Raw genomic sequence first — 18497 nt, 5'->3', positions numbered from 1 at the left:
AACAACAAAGAATGAATTGAAAGGCGCAGTATGTTCGGATTTTGTTTGATAGCGTACAGCAGGGCGGGAAACAACAAAGAATGAATTGAAAGGAACCGCTCCGGGTCGTCAATGCGCTCAAGCGGCACTATGTGAAACAACAAAGAATGAATTGAAAGTGGCAGGGTGGTTGTCATGGTAGTGGGGTGACGTGCTGTGAGGAAACAACAAAGAATGAATTGAAAGGTCGTTGTCGAAGCTTGTTGGCTGGTAGTCGTCGTAGTGGAAACAACAAAGAATGAATTGAAAGACCCGGTGCCGGGCCAGGAGGAGTCTCTGCTGCGGCTCGAAACAACAAAGAATGAATTGAAAGGCTGTGCCTCGGTGTCTCCGCCCGCCCCTCCCCAGCCCGCACGGGAAACAACAAAGAATGAATTGAAAGATACTCTTGGGATGGGGCGGAAGGTCAACGAGTGCGGCGTAGCGGGAAACAACAAAGAATGAATTGAAAGCTAGACACGATAATGAGCACGGAGCCACTCCGCCAGGTATACGAGAAACAACAAAGAATGAATTGAAAGGTGGAGCGTCTTCACATCGTCCATCGTCGCCACTGGCTGTAGGAAACAACAAAGAATGAATTGAAAGGCCATGCAGATAGGTATGGCACTACAACGTGCTGCATTTGCCGGAAACAACAAAGAATGAATTGAAAGATGCTAGCCGCCAGAGCAGGCACAAGTAGCACTAGCGCCGCGAGGACGAAACAACAAAGAATGAATTGAAAGTTGGTTAGTATGAAAGTAAGGCATTTGGCGTAGGTCTAAGGGTGGAGAGACAACCAGGAATGAATTGAAAGAAAGCGGTAGTATCTCGCCTTGGAGGACAAAATATGGAGCTTTGAAGAAACAACCAAGAACGGATTGAAGAGGGGTGTGGAGCCCCTGGGTGGATGTGACTGTTCGTATGGGGTTGGGGTTGTCTCTGTGCCTGTTCGGGGCTTCACTTGGTGTCTAGGGGTTGGAGGGGTGCGCGTCTCCTGTACTTCTCGAGGCTTTGGGGTCCGATCACGTGTATCTCGAGGGGGTGGTTGGGTGGTAGGCCTAGCTTCTCCCAGATGTATTCTATCACCTGTGCCGCTTCTCGCGGAGAGGGTTCATGGTCGAGCGCTACGAGTATATCCACGTCGCTTGCTGCGGTCCATTCTCCCCTAGCCACGCTGCCGGTTAGGTAGACGCGGGCGTCGGGGTAGGCCTCCCTGACGACCCTGGCTACTGCCTCCGCGAGCCGCTTCCAGTTTCTAAGCATGCGTCTCCTCTCGAGCATCGTCTCGAGGAGTACCTCTGAGTAGCTTCTCGACAAGGGCTGTCACCCTCTCCACGGTGGATAGTATGTCCTCGGCGTCCTCCCTCGTGTAGACGCGTAGAGTGTAGCGAGAAGCTATATACACATCCTCGAGCTCGGAGAGGCGGGGCCTCTCGCGCCTCATGAACTCGGCTATCTCCCTCTCGGCCTCGCCGCCGAGAGCCCTCGAGAGCATAGCGAGGAGCTGCCGGATGCTATGGGTTCTAGGGTAGTCGCCCAGCACGCGGAGAAGCTGAGCCCTGAGGTAGAGCTGTAGTCCCTGCTCTGCGAGGAAAACCGCCAGATCGTAACGCTGCTTGGCGAGCGCGTCGCGAGCCTCCTCGAGGAACATCCTGCTACGCTGCAACAGCAGCCTATACTCCTCGATGCTCGGCAAAACCGCACCACTGGGGGCACTCAGGGTAGAAGCGAAACTAGTTTAACGCTTCCCCGGCGCGGATCGGGGCTCGGCCTCGGAGGGACGATAGCTCGCAACACTGGTGTCGTTATCCGGCCCGCCTCGCGCCGAGACACACGTGATGACGAGTGACGTTGCGCCGCCGGGCCCGGGTCCGGGGCAAGCGCCAGGGGCTCGACGGAGGACGCCGCACCTACCGCTACTCGTGCATAGTGATGCCCTCCGGTGCTCCTGGCCTCGAGGTGGTCTCAAAGCCTCGCCATGCACGCTGGTAGGGGCAAGTGGGCCAAACTCCTCCTTTAATATTCGTGCGTCGCGTCTGTAGTAGTAGGGTTTACGTTGCAGAGAGACGGGGCGAGCTATAACCCTGTGAGGCTAGCCGCGGTCTTCATGATTGTTACCGGGTTGTTCGGCATAATTCTTGGAGGGTGGCCGCTGCACATCTCGGATCACTACGCGTTGTACGGTGAGACTGTGGCGCTGTACCTCGCCGTCTGCTGGTCTTACATCGTGGCGGGCTTCCTGCTCTACCGTGGCGTCAGCCTCGGGCGGCTCCTGGGCGTGGTGGCAGCCTCGCTCGACCTGGCTATCCTCGCGTCACTACCCCTCTGGGCGGCGACGGAGAGCCTCATAGGCGTGGCCGTAGAGGCCCTAAAGGCCACACTGATACTGTTGTTGCTCGTCTTGCCGTGTCCGCGCAGCGGCGTGCCGGGCGGGTGAGCCTGGGCACAGCCGGTAGAGGGCGGATCTCGCCGCGGCTCCTGCCCAGCGACGATCATACGGCGAAGGGCTGTAGCTGCGACGTTGGCTGATCGGCGCGCCAGGCGTTTAAGGCTTGGCTCTTGCTCTCCGGGCACGGCGCAGGCTATTGCTCAATGCTGCCGATGTCGTGGAGAGGTTGAGGAGGCTAGAGTGGCGTAAGCTTGGGGTCTGCCACGTGCTGCTCGTAGGGTCTCTCGCGCGGAGGGGCGTAGGCCGCGACGTAGACCTGCTCGTACTGCCCTGCGGGGGTAGACACCTCGACATGGAGGAGAAGCTTAGGGTTATGCTCACGGTCTCGGACGCCCTGGGCATAGACCCGGACCAGGTGGACGTGATCGGCCTCGATGAGGCTCCGTGCCCCCTCCTAGAGGAGGCCGCGAGGCACAATGTGATCCTCTATACGGTGGATCGGGGGGCGCTCATAGACGAGCTGCTCAGGAGGCTCGGCGTCTGCGAGGACGAGGCGATATCCAGCCGCAAGCTCAACGTTATTGAGGCTGCGGTGCGGGCCGCTCTACGCAGGTGGGGGCCACGGGCATCCTTGCGAGACTCTACAACACGGTTGTCGAGGCCGCGGAGAGGCTCGACAGGCTCCGAGAGATGGGGCTGAGGACGTGGGTCGAGGAGCTGGCCGCCCTCCACCTCCTCCAGGTGCAAGCCCAGGCGCTGATAGACATGGCTAAGCGTTTCGCAGCCGAGCTGGGCTACACCCCGAGCACAACGCGTGAGGCCATCCAGGCGCTTAGGAGAGAAGGCGTCATCAACGACGCCGAGGCGAGGCTCCTAAAGAGCATAGCAGGCTTCCGCAACATCGTCGTACACGAGTACGCGACTGTCGATATGCGGCTCGTGAGGAGGCTGGTCGAGGAGAGGGAGTACAGCAAGCCCGTAGTGCTTGCAGCCAAGCTGCTCGAGGAGGCACACAAACGAGGGATAGACCCGTGAAAAGCCATCCCCGGACGAATACCAGCATGCTAGGGTTTCGCGCCCGAGTTGGTAGGGGGGCTGGCGGCACAGCCGCATCTCGTCAGCCGTGCGGAGGAGCTTAGGGCTCTGGCTAGCCTAGCCGAGCGTGGCACGCACCTCCCGGTGCTCCTTCACGGGCCGGAGGCGTACAAGAAGACAAGACTACCACGCGAGCCTCCGACGGCTCAAACGGGGATATGGTGACCGTGTACATCGACGACCCTAGGAGAGCGCCTCGAGCATACACCCATCGTCCCGGGCGCGGGTATTGAAGCCAGCGCTGTAGCCGAGCAGGCCTCGATGCCCGCCGGGAGGCGGAGCCCAGAGGCTAGGATATACGGGGTCTCGCGGAGAAGATTCCTCCGGGGACTCCTCTGGGGAGACGAGTAGCCATAACGTGGATTACATCGCCAGCATTATCGGCCTGGATGGTGGCGAGTGGTGCATCAAGCACCTCCAGTCGCTCACCGAGGACCTCTGCACCGGGTACGGCCGGGAAGACCTGCAATCATCAAGGGTGCGGTAGATGAGACGGAGGTCCGGGGTCCAAATCCCGGCGGCCCCGCCATAATCATAACCTCGTGTAACCCTCTTCCTAGAGGAATTGCATGTATCCTTGATAAGAGGCCTACACCGTTGGAAACGCGATAACCTAGTGTCCTAGGTTACGGGATTACCTTGAGCCACGGGATTCTCCTGAAATCGTCGTCGAGCGCTGCAATGGTATATATGCCGTAGTGTTTGCACGTTAGTGCGATTACCGCGTCCGCTGGCATGAGACCATACTCTTCCATAGCCTCGATTATCTCGTGAGGCTCCAGCACTATAGGTAAGGTTATAAACAGCTTCAGTAAGGGTTCCACATCGCTTTTAACCAACTCGACAAGCCTCCTGTCTCTCTTCGCCAACAATTGCCTTATCCTCTTTGAGCTAAGCCCAGTTGCTAGTCTTAGATAACCGTGGACAACTTCATCCACTACAACAGCATTAATATAGCCGATGATTGCGTGGTTTTCTATCTCCTCAACAATTCTATAAGCCCTTTCGTCCTGACCCGCAAGAAATGCTAAGATTATGCTAGAATCCACGAATATCCTCATTCTCTACCTCCTCGATAACCTCTAGAAACTCGTCCCTTGTAAGCTCCGGTCTACGCCTCTTCGCAATCCCGTAAAGCTTCTTAGTAACAGAGCCCCGCCTAACCCCTATAACGACCTGAACCTCCTCCCCCTCCTCCAAATCCAACGGCTCCAACGGCTTAAGCACACCCCCCTCGTACCTCACCCTTATAACCCTAGACAACCTCGCACCTCCAAACACACCATACTCTCCAAACCAATTAGCTTTCCCCTTACACGTCACACATCATGCCACAAGGTTTGAGAATCATCCTAAATCCAACCGTCTCGAGTCAACATCAACAAACGATACGCTCCGTTAGTACAGGCCTCGGGAGCCAGAGAGCAAGAAGCCTAATAGAGGGAAAGTTACAAGGTCCGCCGGGAGCCCCAGACACGCCACACGACAACCCCAACACGAGGATACTCGAAGCCTACATGACACTAGTCAAGCACAACCTCATGATATACAAGGCCACACCCCTAATACACGACGGCACCTTATCACCGAGCCAGGAGATAGTACATGGGCGAACGTCACACTAGGTAAATACCAGCCTACCGGGGGCGATCAAGAGAGCACTAGAGAGCTGCAGGTAACACAAATGAATCGAAACATGTACTTGCTGCATAACTTTAACACGGTGTAAAACGTTCAACTGTAACTAACTTTTGATAAAAAGTAATTCCTGGCCAGACGAACTTCGCCAGAGGATGTTCCGCGATACCTTAACGCCTTCAGAGCACTCTGCACAGTGCTTAAGAAAACAATCACCACCAACTGTAAGAGATTAAGTGTAGCTCTTTGCCGTATTCACCATGCCCCCTTTGCATTACCAAGGCTCATGCTATAAGTGCTTACCATTTACGTTAACTAACCAAGCATAGCTCAAATAAATATCGTATTAACTCGTACATAGTTTCAATACGGTAAGAAAAGAATAATTGTCTAAGAGCGCATGGAGTCTCTGCTACTATCCTGGCACCCTTGCAACATGGGTTGTCTGTCGTAACCACTCTGATCCCTGCAGTCGACATCTCGCCCAGCACAATCTCCGTTTTCAAACATAGGGTACACATATAGGCCTAGGTTTGTATTGTGTTGCTGCTAGCGGATGTAATCTCGGTAGTGTTGTTGGTATGACCGTACCCCAGCCGAGTTTAGCGAGGCTATCATCTGCTATACCCTCGACGTAGATGGCCTCGAGGAGCCTAGCCGGGAGATCCGCTTGAGAGCCTATAGTGTCTTGTATCTTCACCTCAATCGCTATTATCCCTCCAGGTTCGAGCATCACATGGTAGGGTCTTGGGGCATTATATGCAATGTCATATCCTATGCCTCTTGCCGTTAGCCGCGGCTGTAACAGCTTCTCGAGTTTCTCTCTGAGTGCCCCTTCACCTTCTAGTATGGTTTCTAGGAGTTTTCTAACCTCCCATCTACTAGGTGTCTCTATGCTCAACTCTATCCTGCTAACTCCGAGTCTCGAAGCGAGTCTTGATGATGTAGCCGCGAGGGTTGCATTCCTTTGTTCCATGTTGTTGCCTAAGACTTTGCCATTATTTACTAGCTCCTCTGCCTCTTTCACAGTGAGGGGTAACGGCGAGGCAAGTAGCGCATAAAAGCTGCAACGTATGCTTCTTACACTCGCATTAGTCAGCTGTCGCACCTTATTCCACTCGTCTTTGAGACTTTCGTACAGGATAGGCTTGGATGTTACCACCTCAGCGATGCCGCGGTCGCCACCCAGTACACCTAGAATCCTCTTAGGTTTTTCATCACCCTCACAGAATAATTCAGCATAAACTCCTATGCACATCCTGTTATCAGCCTTTCGCATCTCAGGGGGCGTGTAGAGGACGGTATAGGCTCCGGGGCCGCCGTCCAAGTTTCTTGTACGCATCCTAGCGCCTATGACAACCCTATCTTCGATACTTAACGCAACACCGGTCTTCACCCACGCTTCTACATTGATCATCAAGTCGCTCAGGCTGCTTGGGCGTAGTCTTTCAACCCAGAAAAGGGGATTATAGCCGCGTAGGTCAACCATTATGTATAAGCTTTCAAACTCTCCTATATTTCCAGTGCACACACTCCTATCGAGCATGAGAAGATAGCCACGTATCCTATAGTCTTTGCAGCCTAACGCCTCTCCGGCAAGCTTGGCAACTTCCTCTACTGGGGTTTTTCCTGCAACGCTAACGTTGGCTAGCGACGCCAGCATACCCGTGAATGTTGAGGGCATCGGTACGGGTCTTGTCATCGGCGATGCTGAGGGGCCGGTGGCTGTGAACGTGTAGAGTCCATCCCATGTGAACAATAGTGGTGTATAACCTCGGGCAATAAGGCCTATGGGGTAGATGGCCATAGCTCCCACCTTAGGGAGCTAATTTATGGAGCGACTTTGAGACTATATGGATGGAACGTACATTCTTTTGTGCCGTTAAAACCTGGTGTTCGGCAAGCCTTCTAAGCATCTCTAGAAGCTCTGTACTGGGCCTGCGTCTAGCATTACTGCTGAACACATGTATGTATAATCTTACAATCTCGTCTATAGAAGCTCCTAGCTCATCATACATTTCTTGATAGTTTTTGCTGCCAATGGGCTCTGCCAAGTCGTATATTAAGCTTCGAGAGAATAACAACCCTCTCCCAATCCGCGAGAGTATCCAGATAGTTGCTGCGAGTGGCGAATTCCTCAATGCATCTACAATCCTATGCTCCTTGCAAGCATCAGGATCAACATTTGGTATTATAGACGGTTTGTCACCAAGGTGTCTTTTATAAGCCGCTATTGTTACATCCTTTTCGACCTTGTTTCTCTTTGCATGACTCACCTCGTCCTTCATATCTTCAAGTTCATGGACGGCATTATAGACGCTCCAGAGCGGATCTCGGTAGTGGGCTACGTTCAGTCCATAGCTTCTCCCATAGGCGACTGTAGCTGCTGCAGCCAAACCCGGGATGACATGAAAACCGGGTGTAAAGTCACCTATCACTGGATTCCAGGAATCCACTATGCCCCAATAGTTGAGCCTCGTAGTGTATACAGCCACAACTGCTACTGGGAGACTTAGGTTCCAGCAGCCGTCTTTACAGCCTAGGAGCTCTACAAGCCTATCTAGGAGCTTCTTCAGCGGTACGTTATACGGGTTCTTCGAGTATATGGAGGCGTAACCCGCTATCAGAGAGACTAACGCTGGGTTAAGGTATGTCTTTCTGTCCACTCTCCATGGAGGTGCGTGGAGAGGCACCATAGCATATATGTCATCGCCTCCAGCATAGACTAAGACGCCTCCGAGAGACCTCACAACAACCTCGTCAACCAGTGCTGTCGCCATGAGCGAACGGGAGAATGTATAGATATACGATGGCGTTAATATTGTTGTGGCTCTGCCAGCAGCCTTTACAAGCAGTTCAAACACCTTAGCGTGCAGCTTTGCAGCCTCCTCCCCAACACACCTTACAACCTCATGGACACTCATAACATACTCGTAGGGCTCTACTCCTAAGTCACCTCTCCAATAACCGCTACCAATCCTATCACCATCTCCCATGACTACAGCGTATTCTACGAGGCGCGGCCTTTCTACCGGCTTGATACTAGCCTCGGATAAAGTGGCTGCAACGTGATCCACAAATTGATCCAGATTATCTTCGCGTTCAACACCCACAACCCTAACCACATCAAGAACGAGTGTTCGTGCGTCTTCAAACCTCTCTCCAGTCTCCTCTAGGACCCTCCTCTCAGCCCTAGGAGCCATCCAATAGTCGCTAAGATCGCTCGTGCTCAGAACCTGCAGGGTGAAGGCATTACCTCCAACCACGCTCCCAAAAAGCTCACTAACTACTCGTTTAATCGTGAGAGGTAGAAGCCTCTTGACTAGGCAAACTGGACACAGATGCTCTCTCTCATCGAGTATTACATGGCCTCTATAGCCTCTGCGGACGCGTATAACCTCCGGCATTATGCCGCAGACGCTACACCTGCGTACAACCCTCCTTCTATTATACGCTGTCTCGGTTAAAGTATGGACACTTCTAATGTACCTTGCAGGCGGCAATACCCTAAGCTTATCGACGCTCGGCTTCTCGGTGACAAAGACACACTCCAAAAGGGCGTCGAACTCAAGGATGTCACGTAGCTTCTCGAGTGACACGTAATCCTCGATCTCTGGCATACCCTGCCGGATTGCATATAGCCTCTGTGTGACACTCGAAGAAACAGCATTTACATTCGCTACAGCCACTATGGGAGAGATTGGGGGTTTACGCTTAACTTCTTCAATGTAATCATTGTAGAGCTTCACTAGTTGGCTGTGTGCCTCATCTTCGCATCTATCGCCGCAGAGTATATCCGCGAGTGTCTCTATGCCTGCTTGTTCCTCGCCAGACGTCCCCTTTGTCAGGATATCCAGGAACTCGAAGGCCTTCTCGGCAAGCTTCTGCCACGCTTCCTTCACGGCACTCTCTACAATCCTCTGCAGCTTGTCTCTCGGGATACTACAGGGTAGTATGAGTATAGTTGTGGCAGGCATAAGCGGCTGCGAGGGCCATCCTCTCCTCCATGCGAAGCTCGATTCAGCTAGTATGCTCGACACTCTTCTAGCGGCTTCGACGCCAGCTACATCCTCCACGAGCTTCACGAGATATGCGTAGTAGAATGGGTTGGAGGATGCAGCCGGAGAGACAAGGATATCTGGGCCATACTCCTCTACCAGCGGCTCGACAGCCTTCCAGGCGAGTAGTGAGAGTATCCAAGAGCCGCTCCAATAGTCTCTAGTCTTCCTCCCCTTCGAGACAAACTCCTGAATACCCGGGAAGTCTATCACAACAGCCTCTGCGCTCCTGCCCCCGATAACAAGGTTTGATGCGAGCACAGACGCGTAGAGATGGTCTATCACGCTATGGGTCGGGAACCTTGTATCGGCGGGGGCTACAAATCCGGGGTTATATCGGTACCAGAGAGGCTCGAGAAGAGCATAAACCACGTTGTACACGACGCGTAGAACTGTGGCTGTGTCACCTCTCCCCCTCAAATCTCCAAGGACCACATCAACGGCTTCAAGAAGGCCCCGTAGGAACCCTTCAACTCTCTCTTCAAGTTCCTCGCACACTCTCCAAGGTAGTTTAAAGTATACATGAGGCTTGAAGATGTTAACTATTCTCATGTCGTCTAATCTGCAATTGCAGGGATCATCATCTTTCTTCAACTTGTGGCATATGCTGCCGAGAAGTAGGCGGTCAAGAGTAGAAGCCCTAGAGTCGGCTTTTGCGACTTTATCCCAGCTCTCAATGACCCTTCGTAGGGCCTCCGAGGCTTCTCTAAACCCTCTGGCTTCAAGAAGCCTGCGTAGTAGATGGAGGACGCCAATCGCCTCGATATCGTTCTTTTCTAAGCTTTTCAACCCATACTCTTTGAGCAGCTCGCCCTCCGAGGGAACCTCTAGACGCAAACCACAACAGTCGAGGATATACCCTCTCCTTCCCCCGGTAACGACTCTTCTCCGTGACGGAGCTGCAACGATACATGGCTTCCAAGGCACATCGTGTAAGAGCACAGCGAGCTTATAGGCCCAGAAGCTTGCATCGTCCCGTTTACTGCATAAGGAGGTGGTCGCCAATGTTACACCTCTATCCTTGGCCCTACTCTATACGCGCTGCGTAGTGGTAAGAAAAGAGCCTTACGTACGGTCATATATAGGCATCTATATTTATACTTCGGTTGGGCTGCTCTATATGGTGTAGACTTGATTGTCCCGGGGGCAAGACGTGTCAGGTATCTTCTCCAGAGCTTGGTTGATGCTTGGCATAGCCGTTACTGATGTGCATCCAGGTGCAGGCAGGAGCCCCGGTGTAGTCGATCTTCCGGTGCAGAGGGATCCCGGAGGATACCCAGTCATACCACGCTCTGAAGTCAAAGGCGCGCTTAAAACTAGGTGTATGGTCTCAACGGCTTGTATAGACTGGTGCAAACATAACAACTGTTTCAACCGTGCACAGGGACGTGTACAGTGCAGCCGTGTTGTACAAGTCTCTAACATGCAGGATGCTGCTGGCTGTGTCACCTGCTGTTGTCTTTACGGCCCGGAGCCCGAGGAGGGCGAGGAGGGTGCCTCTAAGCTGGCATTCACCGATATGATAGTCTATGCCCTGCCCGCTAGGAGCGAAGAAGGGGTCACAGCCTATGTAACCACACCTTGGCTGCTCGAGAAGCTTGTTGACGTGCTTAGAGTCTATACGCTTGTGGCCGGGAGTGACAAGTTCATAGGCAGTGAGAAGGGCGGAATGAAGGCCGGTAGTCTTCTAGACTGCCTCTCCAGAATAGCCTCGCAAGCCTATAGCCTTGAAGAGGGAAGAGCATACAAGGTTGGCAACGTATCCGGCAATGTCTTCACGGTACGTGATTACAAGTTACACCTTGAGAGTCTACCTGGTGAACTCTCCGAGTGCAAGAATGCTATTGACGTGTTGCTTAAGCTAAGTGAGAAGGCCTACTGGGGTAAGGGAGGACACGGAGCGAGCATAGTCCAGGGTAAGCCCGTGATAATCGTCAGCGAGGGGGACGGCCAGGGATTTGTAGACACTCTCCTCGTCCGCGTTACCAGGGTGAGGCTCCGTATCGACACAAAGACTGTAGCTGAGGGAGCTTTATGGACAGAGGAGTACATACCGAGAAGATCTCTAACTGCAGCCGCTGTATTGGAGAGTATCTACGAGAATAGGGTGTGCGAGGCTGGTAGACAAAACGGTATCAACGTTGACGCTAACTCACACCTAAAGAGCATTGACACTGTGATCCTTGGCGGCAAGTATACGCTCTCATCGGGTATCATACGCGTAAAAGTTGTCTAAGGGTGAATGGCCTTGTCGCGCAACACGCCGCTCGTTGTTGCAGGCAGCCTCGTACACAAGCTATACATGTTGATACAGAGTTGTATGGGAGATGACTACTGCTTTGATATTAGCATAAGCTCGGAGAGAAGACAGCTTGACGAGAGGCGGCTCGAACAAGCTAGAGAGGCGTTTAGGAAGCATAAGGGTGCTCTGCTCGAGGCACTTACAAGGGGAGAACGTTATGATATAAAGCAGGTAGTGGAAGACGAGCTTGTAAGAAGATCGTTAAGATGTGTGTTGGGGCTTTACAAGTGTGAAGCTCTTCCAACAAGAGCTGCGCATCTAACATCACACGCTGCATCTTATGGTGTTGCTTCGGCCCTCATATTCCACTTGTCTAAGGCGGATCGCAGCCGCTACACAACCCTCTATAACAGCCTTTCAGCAGCCAGCACGGCATGCGATGTTACAATAGCTAGGCACCTTGACAGAGAGTGTAGCCAGGACGGCTACACGCTGATCCTGGTGCTAACCGTGAAGGGCTTGGAGCAGCTCGGTATTCTAAAGGGGAATCTCGTCGATTTGAGCTCCCTTATAAATGCCATAGTCGAGGCTGAAGAGAATGGCGCATTTAGAAGATCCAAAGCCATGATACTGGACTTCCTCGTCGCGATGAAGAGGTATCTAGATGGTCTCTACAAGGGGTGACAAGTGTTGACAGAGACGCGAGCGATGCGCTCACATGGAGAAATAATGGTTATTAATCAAAGTCTCGATGCGTATCTACGCAATCTACTTCCATTAGTCGCGCTAGCCAGTATGGCTAGAAGCAAGAATGAGGATAGAAGAAGGTCTGGCCGTGACCGTAGACAGCGGCAGCAGGAGGTCGAGAGTGTCAGGAGACAGTTTAGAGAGTTAGGGGAGAGGCTGAAGAGGCTTGTAAGCGACCCAAGGCTTGTGGATGAAGCTCTGCGAGTTGTTGAGGAGACGCTGCAGAGGAGTAGCGACGTGAAAGAAGTACAAGCTGCGTTAAAAAAGTGGGCTGCCGAGAAGTTGTCAGAAGTTAAAGCTGTGCCTAGTGGCATACCGTACTGTGCGCCCGGAGACCCTCTCATTGAGACGTTGAGACGGGAAGCCAGGATGTGTAGGGGGTTCGTACTAACCTACGAGGCGATGTTATCCTCGAAAGGCCTCTGGGGTGTGTCGAGCGGCCCCCTTTACTCCCTCTTCGAGGTCGGAGTAGCGATTCACCCGACGCTTTATACTGTGTACCTACCCGCCTCAAGCGTGAAAGGCGCATTGCGAGCAACACTGGTCTCTCTCTGTGCACAGAGGGCTTCAAATAAACGCGAGTGTATACATCTCGCCTATGAGCTGTTCGGTGCGGCTGAGGATCTGCAGAGAGAAGAGAGGATGCTCCTCGAGAAGCTTCTTGGGCGTGAAGGCCTACGCGACCTCGAGTCGAGATTAGAGGCTCGCACATCATGCCTAGTCTTCACCGACGCTATACTCGTCGGGTGCGAGAATAGCGCAGAATCCTGTCCAATTTTCGAACCCTACGTGATAACACCGCACTACAGGGAGGCTAGGAGCGAGTTCGAGGCGCAACCAACACCGGTAGTCCACGTGGTCCTCAGAGAGAAACTCGTGTTTAGAGGGTGTATAGCCACCACTTGCTATTGTAACTCGGAGGACACGTTGAGAAAGCTTGCAAGCCTGTTAAAGCTTAAAGTCGCAGCTCCTGAATATATGCTAGCAGTACTGTTGAAAACCGCACTTTCTCAAGGTATTGGCGCGCGTACGGCTAGAGGATACTCAGTTTTTATACTAAAAGAGTTGATTATATACAGGTGAAGAAGGAGGTGATTTCAATCATGACGGGATTCTCTGTACAAGTAATTGACGTGAACACGATTAATAACTTGTTAAACGATAGGTATACCATCGTCAAGGTGATACTCGAGCCATATACACCCTGGTGGGGAGGCGATTATTCAACAGCAACTATGAAGCACAGATGGCCATACGTTACGCCCCTGAACTCGGAGACGGTAAAGGGGGTTACAAGATGGATTGTTAGGCTTGTTGCTGCGGCATTAGCGGCGGACAAGCGTGACCTGCGACGCGTTGACGAGCTTATAGGCCTGCTTTTCGGTTACACGGGCGAAACCCATAATACAAGAAAATCGATCGTCGAGTTACACGTTCACCCCGCGATTAACATAGAAACTTACGGGTGGCATGCCAGGAGGTGTGTGGAGAAAGTTAGGAGGTGCCTCGAGAATGTCTACAGGCTTATCCTCCAGGGAATTGATACACGTAGTTATGCTCGCAGCCCTGTCTGCTGGATTAGACTTTTGATAGGAGTATTAGAGACGCTCTATGAGTACGATCTGCTTGTAAAGAACCTTAGTGAGGAGGGTGCTAAAGAGCTGGTATCCAAGATTTTCGATGCAAAGTTTCCAGATGTACTTCGGAGCATCATTAGGAGCCTTGTGACGGGGAGAGAATGCAAATCACTCAGAAACAATATTAACTATATTCTCAGGAACGATAAGCTATCGAGGCTCATTGAGCTCATCGCTAGGGATAGATGCCTTTATGCGATTGCAGGTCTAGTTGCCAATCCCCGTGTGAAACTAAATCTGATCAACGCTGAGGATATAGACCAGCTTCTCGAGAAACTGCCCCTGCCTTACGCCTGTAGCCCTAGCTGTAGATTTGCCTATCAAGTCGAGCTTAGGATAGACGGGTTTGAGGCAAGCCTACTCTTGGGAAGAGGACTACATAGCCAGCTAGCCAGCCTGGCCATAGCAGCTGTGGCGTTGGCGGCTGCCCTGCACGGCTTCGGGAGGGGTGGTGCAAGAGGCTTCGGCAGGTTCATACCGAGGCTGGCTGACGGCAGTAATCTAATTGACTCTGAAGTGGGCAGGTTGGTGTCAGAGCTCGCGAAGAGTATGAAGGACGGCGATGCCCATGGTTTCGCGGATAAATCGCAAAAATTATTAATCAGTATGGCACGGCTACTTGTAGAGATAGGTGTTGTTGAGGAACCCGAGGATGGGCTCGAAGAACGTATAAAGAATAGCATAGATGTCCACACCATAGGCCCCATACATCACCCGTTGCCTCTACCAGTGCAAGCAGTGGGCTACCGGCAAAGTGAACAAGTCTACAAAATATTGATTACAAGTGGTACTGTGGGGCAGGCTAGGCAGGCTGGACTAGTTAGGCGGGTGAGGCCTCCCGACGAGATAGCCGTGCTCGACGCCATTGCACGTTCAGTACTGAAGAGCGTATGGAAGTTATACTGTGGCGCTAGCACGACGAGCATGGGGGAGACCTTCCATACATGGATACTTGGCTTGCCACGGAACCAAAAGGGGAACGGCTACGGAGTAGGCAACTGTAGGGAAGCTGGGAGGAGAAAGTCGCCGGTGATAATGACACCTATAGGCAAGACGAATAGCTGGTACGTAGTGATAATGGCTTCAAAACTACTGGAGGATTATAAGGAGAGGGTAGGCTCGCTTATTGTCTGCGGTAAGCATGGCACCTTCAACGTGGTTGATATCGCAACATGTCGGGCGCAAGTTAGTGTCAAGTGTCACACTGGTGCCACGCAATTTGTTAATGGTATCGTTGGTTGGGACAGCGGAAGGGTATGTGGTGCCTGCCCCACTCACTGTGTCGCCACAAAGAATGTAGCCGATGACGCTGTCCGTGAAGAAATCATCAACAAGGTGTTTGAAGCCTCCCTAGCAATGCTGAAACGCGTACTACTCTAGATACGTCGGTGCCTATCTTACATTTTCTGCTCTCTCATTACCACACTTCTACCGACGTCGAAAGGAGGCAAGGAAACCCTAGTGTACTTAACCGCCCTCATGGCGTCTCCATCTGTGATAGTCGCACATCACAATGTTATTCATTCTGTTCGGGGTGGCGAACTTGTTGTAGTTTCGCATGGAGATTTTTTTTTTTTGCCGGTGTATGTTGAGAGGAGTTCGTCCACGGACTTCTCTAGTTTCCTGTTGTCGTAACCCGACATTTCGCATAGTATGTGCAGATGGTATCTTCTGGGCTTTGTGTGGGTCGTGCCCTCGTGTGGCGTGTCATCCCTGCTCTCGACGAGCGCTGATACACAGTCCACTATTGATAATAAAAGCCTACTAGGAGGTTCGATAGCCTACCCACTATGACGTGCGTGTCTTGCTTCACGTTGAGCGTCTCTAGGGCTCTCCTGGCTGTGTGCGGCCTCGCTGGCGTCGCTGGCTCGAGGTGCTTGGTTAGCTTCTCGTATGACGGCTTTCTCGCCGTCCAGGAGGTAGTGTACCTCTCACTGCTCATGCCATGGTGGCGGAGGTATGCCGTGCGAGCCGTGAGGCTATTAGGCTAGGCCTCTCCATTCCCACACTCTCGCTAGGACGGGGCCCTAGCCGCGGAGAGAAGGCAGTACTGCTCCGTAAACCCGTGACAGCTGAAGCTCTGTGTGCCCGCAAAGAGGGCTTTGCTAGCGTCACAGATTACCGCCCCACCTCAAGGCTCTCCGTGCAGTTCTTGTCGGTCGACGGAGCGGCCGCGTGACAGGATCCGGCTACACGTACCACATGGTGAGCCCTAGCATAACCGGCGGCATCGTGGCCGTCTTGGGGAGCATTTGGATCCTAGCCTGTCGGCACTATGAAGATGCCGTGGTGTGGCATTGAGGAGCTGAGCCACCGTTACCCAGTGCTCGATTTTAGCGTCAAGCCCTGGGAGAGCATCGTAAATGTCCTGTGCAAGGTTCTAGAGCTTCTAGAGGAGCATGGCAAGGTGGCTATTTGCTGTGAGTGTGGCTGCGGCCGCACAGGCATGGTGGCTTCGGCGGACATCGCTATAGTCGAGAGCGTGTTGTGCAAAGAGGCGATGAGGGTCTTCAGCAGGGAGCGGGGCATGTTGCGTCCTGAGGCTAGGGGCGGTGGGAAGGCGGTCTGTAGGCTGATTAGTCTCGCAGGGGCGTGTGGTAGGAGAGGCGCTGGCAGCTGGGGTAGCCGGTTATGCCGACTCCGGGTGTTGTGGCGGGGAGGGTGCTTGTCGAGAGGCTGAGGAGGCTTGAAGAGCGGCTACTAGAGGCTGTCAATAGTGTCCTCGCCGGGCTTGGTGCTGAGCCTCTGCGTGGGGTTACCCTCTCCCTCCGCGAGGAGGTGGAGAACGCCGAGGATGAGCATAGGGACCCGGTGATCCGCGGCAGGTACCTGCCCGATGAGCACCGAGTCATACTGTACAGCGGGGCTGGCTTGGGCGATCTCCTCCACGAGCTGGTGCATCACCTGCAGGCTGCTGGTCACGGCATGGTGGAGGTTGACGCGGTGCTAGCGAGAGAGGGTTGGGAGAGGCTCCCGTATGCCGTGAGGCCTGACGAGGTAGAGGCCCTCATCCTAGCCGAGAGGCTCCTAGACAAGATGCCGCGTGACGCCAAGGAGAAAATCATCGACGTTCTAGCCGAGTTCAACGGGCTAAGGAAGCTCTTCTACCCTAAGGCTCTACTTACGGCCTACCCGCGTGGCAACGAGGGCGTGTGTTTAGAGACGCTGTGCGAGCCCCACGAGTACATAGTTGCCGATAGGCTTCGACGTGTCCGTGTAAGGGCCTATCGCATCTACGCTCGCGGCGACAAGCTCGGAGTAGAAATACTCCTCGACATGGATGGCCTCACCGGGTTTGCCTCGATAGAGTCCAGCCGCCTCAAGGAGATAGCTAGGATTGACCCCTCATTAGACCTCATCTGGAGCGTTGCATCGGAGACTGGCGGCGTGCTGGTACAGTTATCCCGCGATAATATGGTCCAGGAACAGCTCGAGCGCTGGGGGACTCCCTACGCGGTACTCGCATACTCCCAAGCAGAGTCCAGGCCACTCCTAGAGGTGCTCCTCTCCGAGAGGAAGGTGCGCAGATCAACACAACGCCTGCTAGACGATATCATAGGCGAGGTTGTCGGGAAGGAAATACTTGGACTTGGCGTAACATCGAGAGGCGACCCCGAAGAGTGCTTCGAGGCTGCTAAGCGCCTAGCGGAGAGAGTGAAAAGCAAAGCCAAGGAGGCTATTGACAAGCTGATCAGTCGTGGAGAGAAACACAGCTGGATCCTCCTGGTACCCACATGGGCGTCTATCAAGGTGGAACTTCTAGATGCAGTGTTCGAGCAAAAGGGGACCGTCTACCTTGTGTTACACTCGGAGGAGGTAGAGAGGTTAGCTACCAACATAGCGATGAGGGTGAGGTCGCACGCAGTTAACAAGTGCTTAGAGCGGAGTCTAGGAGAGATGCCAGTTGCAGGAACTGAGCTGGAGTTGGAAGTTGAGGATGGTAGCCAGAGCAGAGAGGCGAGAGAAGATTAAGAACTCTATTTATACGTGATTATGTTCTCGAGGTGTAGGCGAGTGGTTGACCTCGAGCATTTGTGTAGTCTCATCGTGGAGGGTTCTAGGTGCTACCGGGGCTAGTATGGAGAGCCTTGTATGGGAGTGTGTACCCGAGGCTGCACCTATACTATACTTGTACATGCTTCGGGGTTGAGTCCACGAGGGTAGCTGGAATACTGGCAGAGTGTATGAGGAGTAGAGGTCTCCTGGAGTACACGATGCTATACGCCTGGAGCGAGAGGCCAGCCCGCGATGCGCGTATAATAGTGCCGATGATTGTCGCCCGCCAGAAGATTGCCAAGAAGGTAGCGAGGATAACCTGGGAGTGCCCTGCCCAGGCGTAGGCAAGCTGCCGTTGGCCCGCGGCTACTGGCTCGAAATCAAGCTCCTTCGTGAGCCTTGACGTGGACTCGCTCGAGGCTGCGGAAAACTACACATGCTCTTAGACGAGCTCGGCATAAGGCGTGGGCGACGTGACGGACGTGGCGGGGTAGGGAGTCAGTCCTGATGACAGCAGCCATCTACGCTGCCTCGAGGCCCGCGTTTGTAGGCTACATTTGGGTATCCCCGGGGAGTATAGGAGGGTTTCGTGGGTCCGGGGGAAGCTGTGAAGACCTAGCAGTGGAGACGAAACCAGCCTGATAGCCCCGAAGCCCCGCTAGTATAGAGCC

The 18497-nt window shown here is 53.4% G+C and carries 18 protein-coding genes and 1 CRISPR repeat array (1 of these 19 cut by a window edge); of the genes, 11 read left to right on the top strand and 7 right to left on the bottom strand.

Going from position 1 to position 18497, the window contains the following annotated elements; translation table 11 throughout:
* Positions 1 to 909: direct repeats of the CRISPR family, unit length 25 nt; unit sequence GAAACAACAAAGAATGAATTGAAAG (it extends 3811 nt beyond the left edge of the window).
* A gap of 72 nt (positions 910 to 981) precedes the next feature.
* Both PYRFU_RS02325 and PYRFU_RS02320 read right to left on the bottom strand, forming a co-directional pair.
* A complete protein-coding gene (locus PYRFU_RS02325; RefSeq protein ID WP_014026005.1) occupies positions 982 to 1341 on the bottom strand; it encodes a nucleotidyltransferase domain-containing protein in 360 nt (119 codons plus the stop codon).
* Positions 1280 to 1720 (bottom strand): HEPN domain-containing protein, encoded by a 441-nt coding sequence (locus tag PYRFU_RS02320; protein ID WP_014026004.1) that lies wholly within the window; start codon positions 1718 to 1720, stop codon positions 1280 to 1282. Before PYRFU_RS02320 ends, PYRFU_RS02325 begins: the two co-directional genes overlap by 62 nt.
* 360 nt (positions 1721 to 2080) lie before the next feature.
* On the opposite strand from PYRFU_RS02320, the gene PYRFU_RS02315 reads away from it, so the two are divergent.
* The 4 genes from PYRFU_RS02315 (at position 2081) to PYRFU_RS10355 (ending at position 3673) form a co-directional block, all read left to right on the top strand.
* Positions 2081 to 2461, top strand: a complete 381-nt coding sequence (locus PYRFU_RS02315; RefSeq protein ID WP_014026003.1) for a hypothetical protein — start codon at positions 2081 to 2083, stop codon at positions 2459 to 2461.
* A gap of 115 nt (positions 2462 to 2576) precedes the next feature.
* Positions 2577 to 3113, top strand: a complete 537-nt coding sequence (locus PYRFU_RS02310; protein ID WP_014026002.1) for a nucleotidyltransferase domain-containing protein — start codon at positions 2577 to 2579, stop codon at positions 3111 to 3113.
* Entirely contained in the window at positions 3104 to 3448 is a 345-nt protein-coding gene (gene hepT / locus PYRFU_RS02305; protein ID WP_014026001.1) for a type VII toxin-antitoxin system HepT family RNase toxin, read from the top strand. The genes PYRFU_RS02310 and hepT overlap by 10 nt, the downstream gene beginning before the upstream one ends.
* 48 nt (positions 3449 to 3496) lie before the next feature.
* Positions 3497 to 3673, top strand: coding sequence for a hypothetical protein (locus PYRFU_RS10355; protein WP_014026000.1), 177 nt, complete (start codon positions 3497 to 3499; stop codon positions 3671 to 3673).
* Between the two features lie 461 nt (positions 3674 to 4134).
* Here PYRFU_RS10355 and PYRFU_RS02300 read toward each other — a convergent pair whose 3' ends face one another.
* The 4 genes from PYRFU_RS02300 to PYRFU_RS02285 form a co-directional block, all read right to left on the bottom strand.
* Entirely contained in the window at positions 4135 to 4569 is a 435-nt protein-coding gene (locus PYRFU_RS02300) for a type II toxin-antitoxin system VapC family toxin (RefSeq protein ID WP_014025999.1), read from the bottom strand.
* Positions 4547 to 4771, bottom strand: coding sequence for an antitoxin family protein (locus PYRFU_RS02295; protein ID WP_014025998.1), 225 nt, complete (start codon positions 4769 to 4771; stop codon positions 4547 to 4549). Before PYRFU_RS02295 ends, PYRFU_RS02300 begins: the two co-directional genes overlap by 23 nt.
* 877 nt (positions 4772 to 5648) lie before the next feature.
* Positions 5649 to 6953, bottom strand: a complete 1305-nt coding sequence (locus PYRFU_RS02290) for a hypothetical protein (RefSeq protein ID WP_014025996.1) — start codon at positions 6951 to 6953, stop codon at positions 5649 to 5651.
* Positions 6954 to 6963: 10 nt separating this feature from the next.
* Positions 6964 to 10209, bottom strand: a complete 3246-nt coding sequence (locus PYRFU_RS02285) for a type III-B CRISPR-associated protein Cas10/Cmr2 (protein ID WP_014025995.1) — start codon at positions 10207 to 10209, stop codon at positions 6964 to 6966.
* Positions 10210 to 10357: 148 nt separating this feature from the next.
* Between PYRFU_RS02285 and cmr4 the strand changes: the two genes are divergently transcribed.
* The 4 genes from cmr4 to PYRFU_RS02265 are packed head-to-tail and all read left to right on the top strand — an operon-like array spanning position 10358 to position 15210.
* A complete protein-coding gene (gene cmr4 / locus PYRFU_RS02280; RefSeq protein WP_014025994.1) occupies positions 10358 to 11440 on the top strand; it encodes a type III-B CRISPR module RAMP protein Cmr4 in 1083 nt (360 codons plus the stop codon).
* A gap of 12 nt (positions 11441 to 11452) precedes the next feature.
* Entirely contained in the window at positions 11453 to 12130 is a 678-nt protein-coding gene (locus PYRFU_RS02275) for a hypothetical protein (protein ID WP_014025993.1), read from the top strand.
* A 6-nt stretch (positions 12131 to 12136) separates the two neighbouring features.
* Entirely contained in the window at positions 12137 to 13276 is a 1140-nt protein-coding gene (cmr6, locus tag PYRFU_RS02270) for a type III-B CRISPR module RAMP protein Cmr6 (protein ID WP_048191391.1), read from the top strand.
* Between the two features lie 20 nt (positions 13277 to 13296).
* Positions 13297 to 15210: a hypothetical protein gene (locus PYRFU_RS02265; protein ID WP_167827798.1), complete on the top strand. Its 1914-nt coding sequence runs from the start codon at positions 13297 to 13299 to the stop codon at positions 15208 to 15210.
* 364 nt (positions 15211 to 15574) lie between these two features.
* Here the strand turns inward: PYRFU_RS02265 and PYRFU_RS02260 are convergent, their stop codons facing one another.
* Positions 15575 to 15772, bottom strand: coding sequence for a hypothetical protein (locus tag PYRFU_RS02260; protein WP_014025990.1), 198 nt, complete (start codon positions 15770 to 15772; stop codon positions 15575 to 15577).
* A gap of 339 nt (positions 15773 to 16111) precedes the next feature.
* Here PYRFU_RS02260 and PYRFU_RS02250 point away from each other — a divergent pair, with 339 nt between their 5' ends.
* The 3 genes from PYRFU_RS02250 to PYRFU_RS02240 all read left to right on the top strand — a co-directional run bounded on the left by PYRFU_RS02250 (position 16112) and on the right by PYRFU_RS02240 (position 18170).
* On the top strand, positions 16112 to 16510 hold the full coding sequence (locus PYRFU_RS02250) for a protein-tyrosine phosphatase family protein (protein ID WP_167827797.1): 399 nt from the start codon (positions 16112 to 16114) through the stop codon (positions 16508 to 16510).
* Positions 16462 to 17802: a hypothetical protein gene (locus PYRFU_RS02245; RefSeq protein ID WP_167827796.1), complete on the top strand. Its 1341-nt coding sequence runs from the start codon at positions 16462 to 16464 to the stop codon at positions 17800 to 17802. Before PYRFU_RS02250 ends, PYRFU_RS02245 begins: the two co-directional genes overlap by 49 nt.
* 116 nt (positions 17803 to 17918) lie before the next feature.
* Complete coding sequence (locus PYRFU_RS02240; RefSeq protein ID WP_167827795.1) at positions 17919 to 18170, top strand: hypothetical protein; 252 nt, start codon at positions 17919 to 17921, stop codon at positions 18168 to 18170.
* Positions 18171 to 18497: the final 327 nt, after the last annotated feature.

Origin of the sequence: Pyrolobus fumarii 1A, from assembly GCF_000223395.1 — an archaeon.
GTDB lineage: Archaea > Thermoproteota > Thermoprotei_A > Sulfolobales > Pyrodictiaceae > Pyrolobus > Pyrolobus fumarii.
The sequence above is the reverse complement of the archived record's forward strand: the minus strand, read 5'-3'. Positions and strand labels throughout refer to the sequence as shown.

Excerpts from the sequence above, each read along its gene's own strand:
- hepT (WP_014026001.1), top strand. The coding sequence starts at position 3,104 with ATGGGGCTGAGGACGTGGGTCGAGGAGCTGGCCGCCCTCCACCTCCTC.
- PYRFU_RS02300 (WP_014025999.1), bottom strand. The coding sequence starts at position 4,569 with ATGAGGATATTCGTGGATTCTAGCATAATCTTAGCATTTCTTGCGGGT.
- PYRFU_RS02290 (WP_014025996.1), bottom strand. The coding sequence starts at position 6,953 with ATGGCCATCTACCCCATAGGCCTTATTGCCCGAGGTTATACACCACTA.
- PYRFU_RS02265 (WP_167827798.1), top strand. The coding sequence starts at position 13,297 with ATGACGGGATTCTCTGTACAAGTAATTGACGTGAACACGATTAATAAC.
- PYRFU_RS02260 (WP_014025990.1), bottom strand. The coding sequence starts at position 15,772 with ATGAGCAGTGAGAGGTACACTACCTCCTGGACGGCGAGAAAGCCGTCA.
- PYRFU_RS02250 (WP_167827797.1), top strand. The coding sequence starts at position 16,112 with ATGCCGTGGTGTGGCATTGAGGAGCTGAGCCACCGTTACCCAGTGCTC.
- PYRFU_RS02245 (WP_167827796.1), top strand. The coding sequence starts at position 16,462 with ATGCCGACTCCGGGTGTTGTGGCGGGGAGGGTGCTTGTCGAGAGGCTG.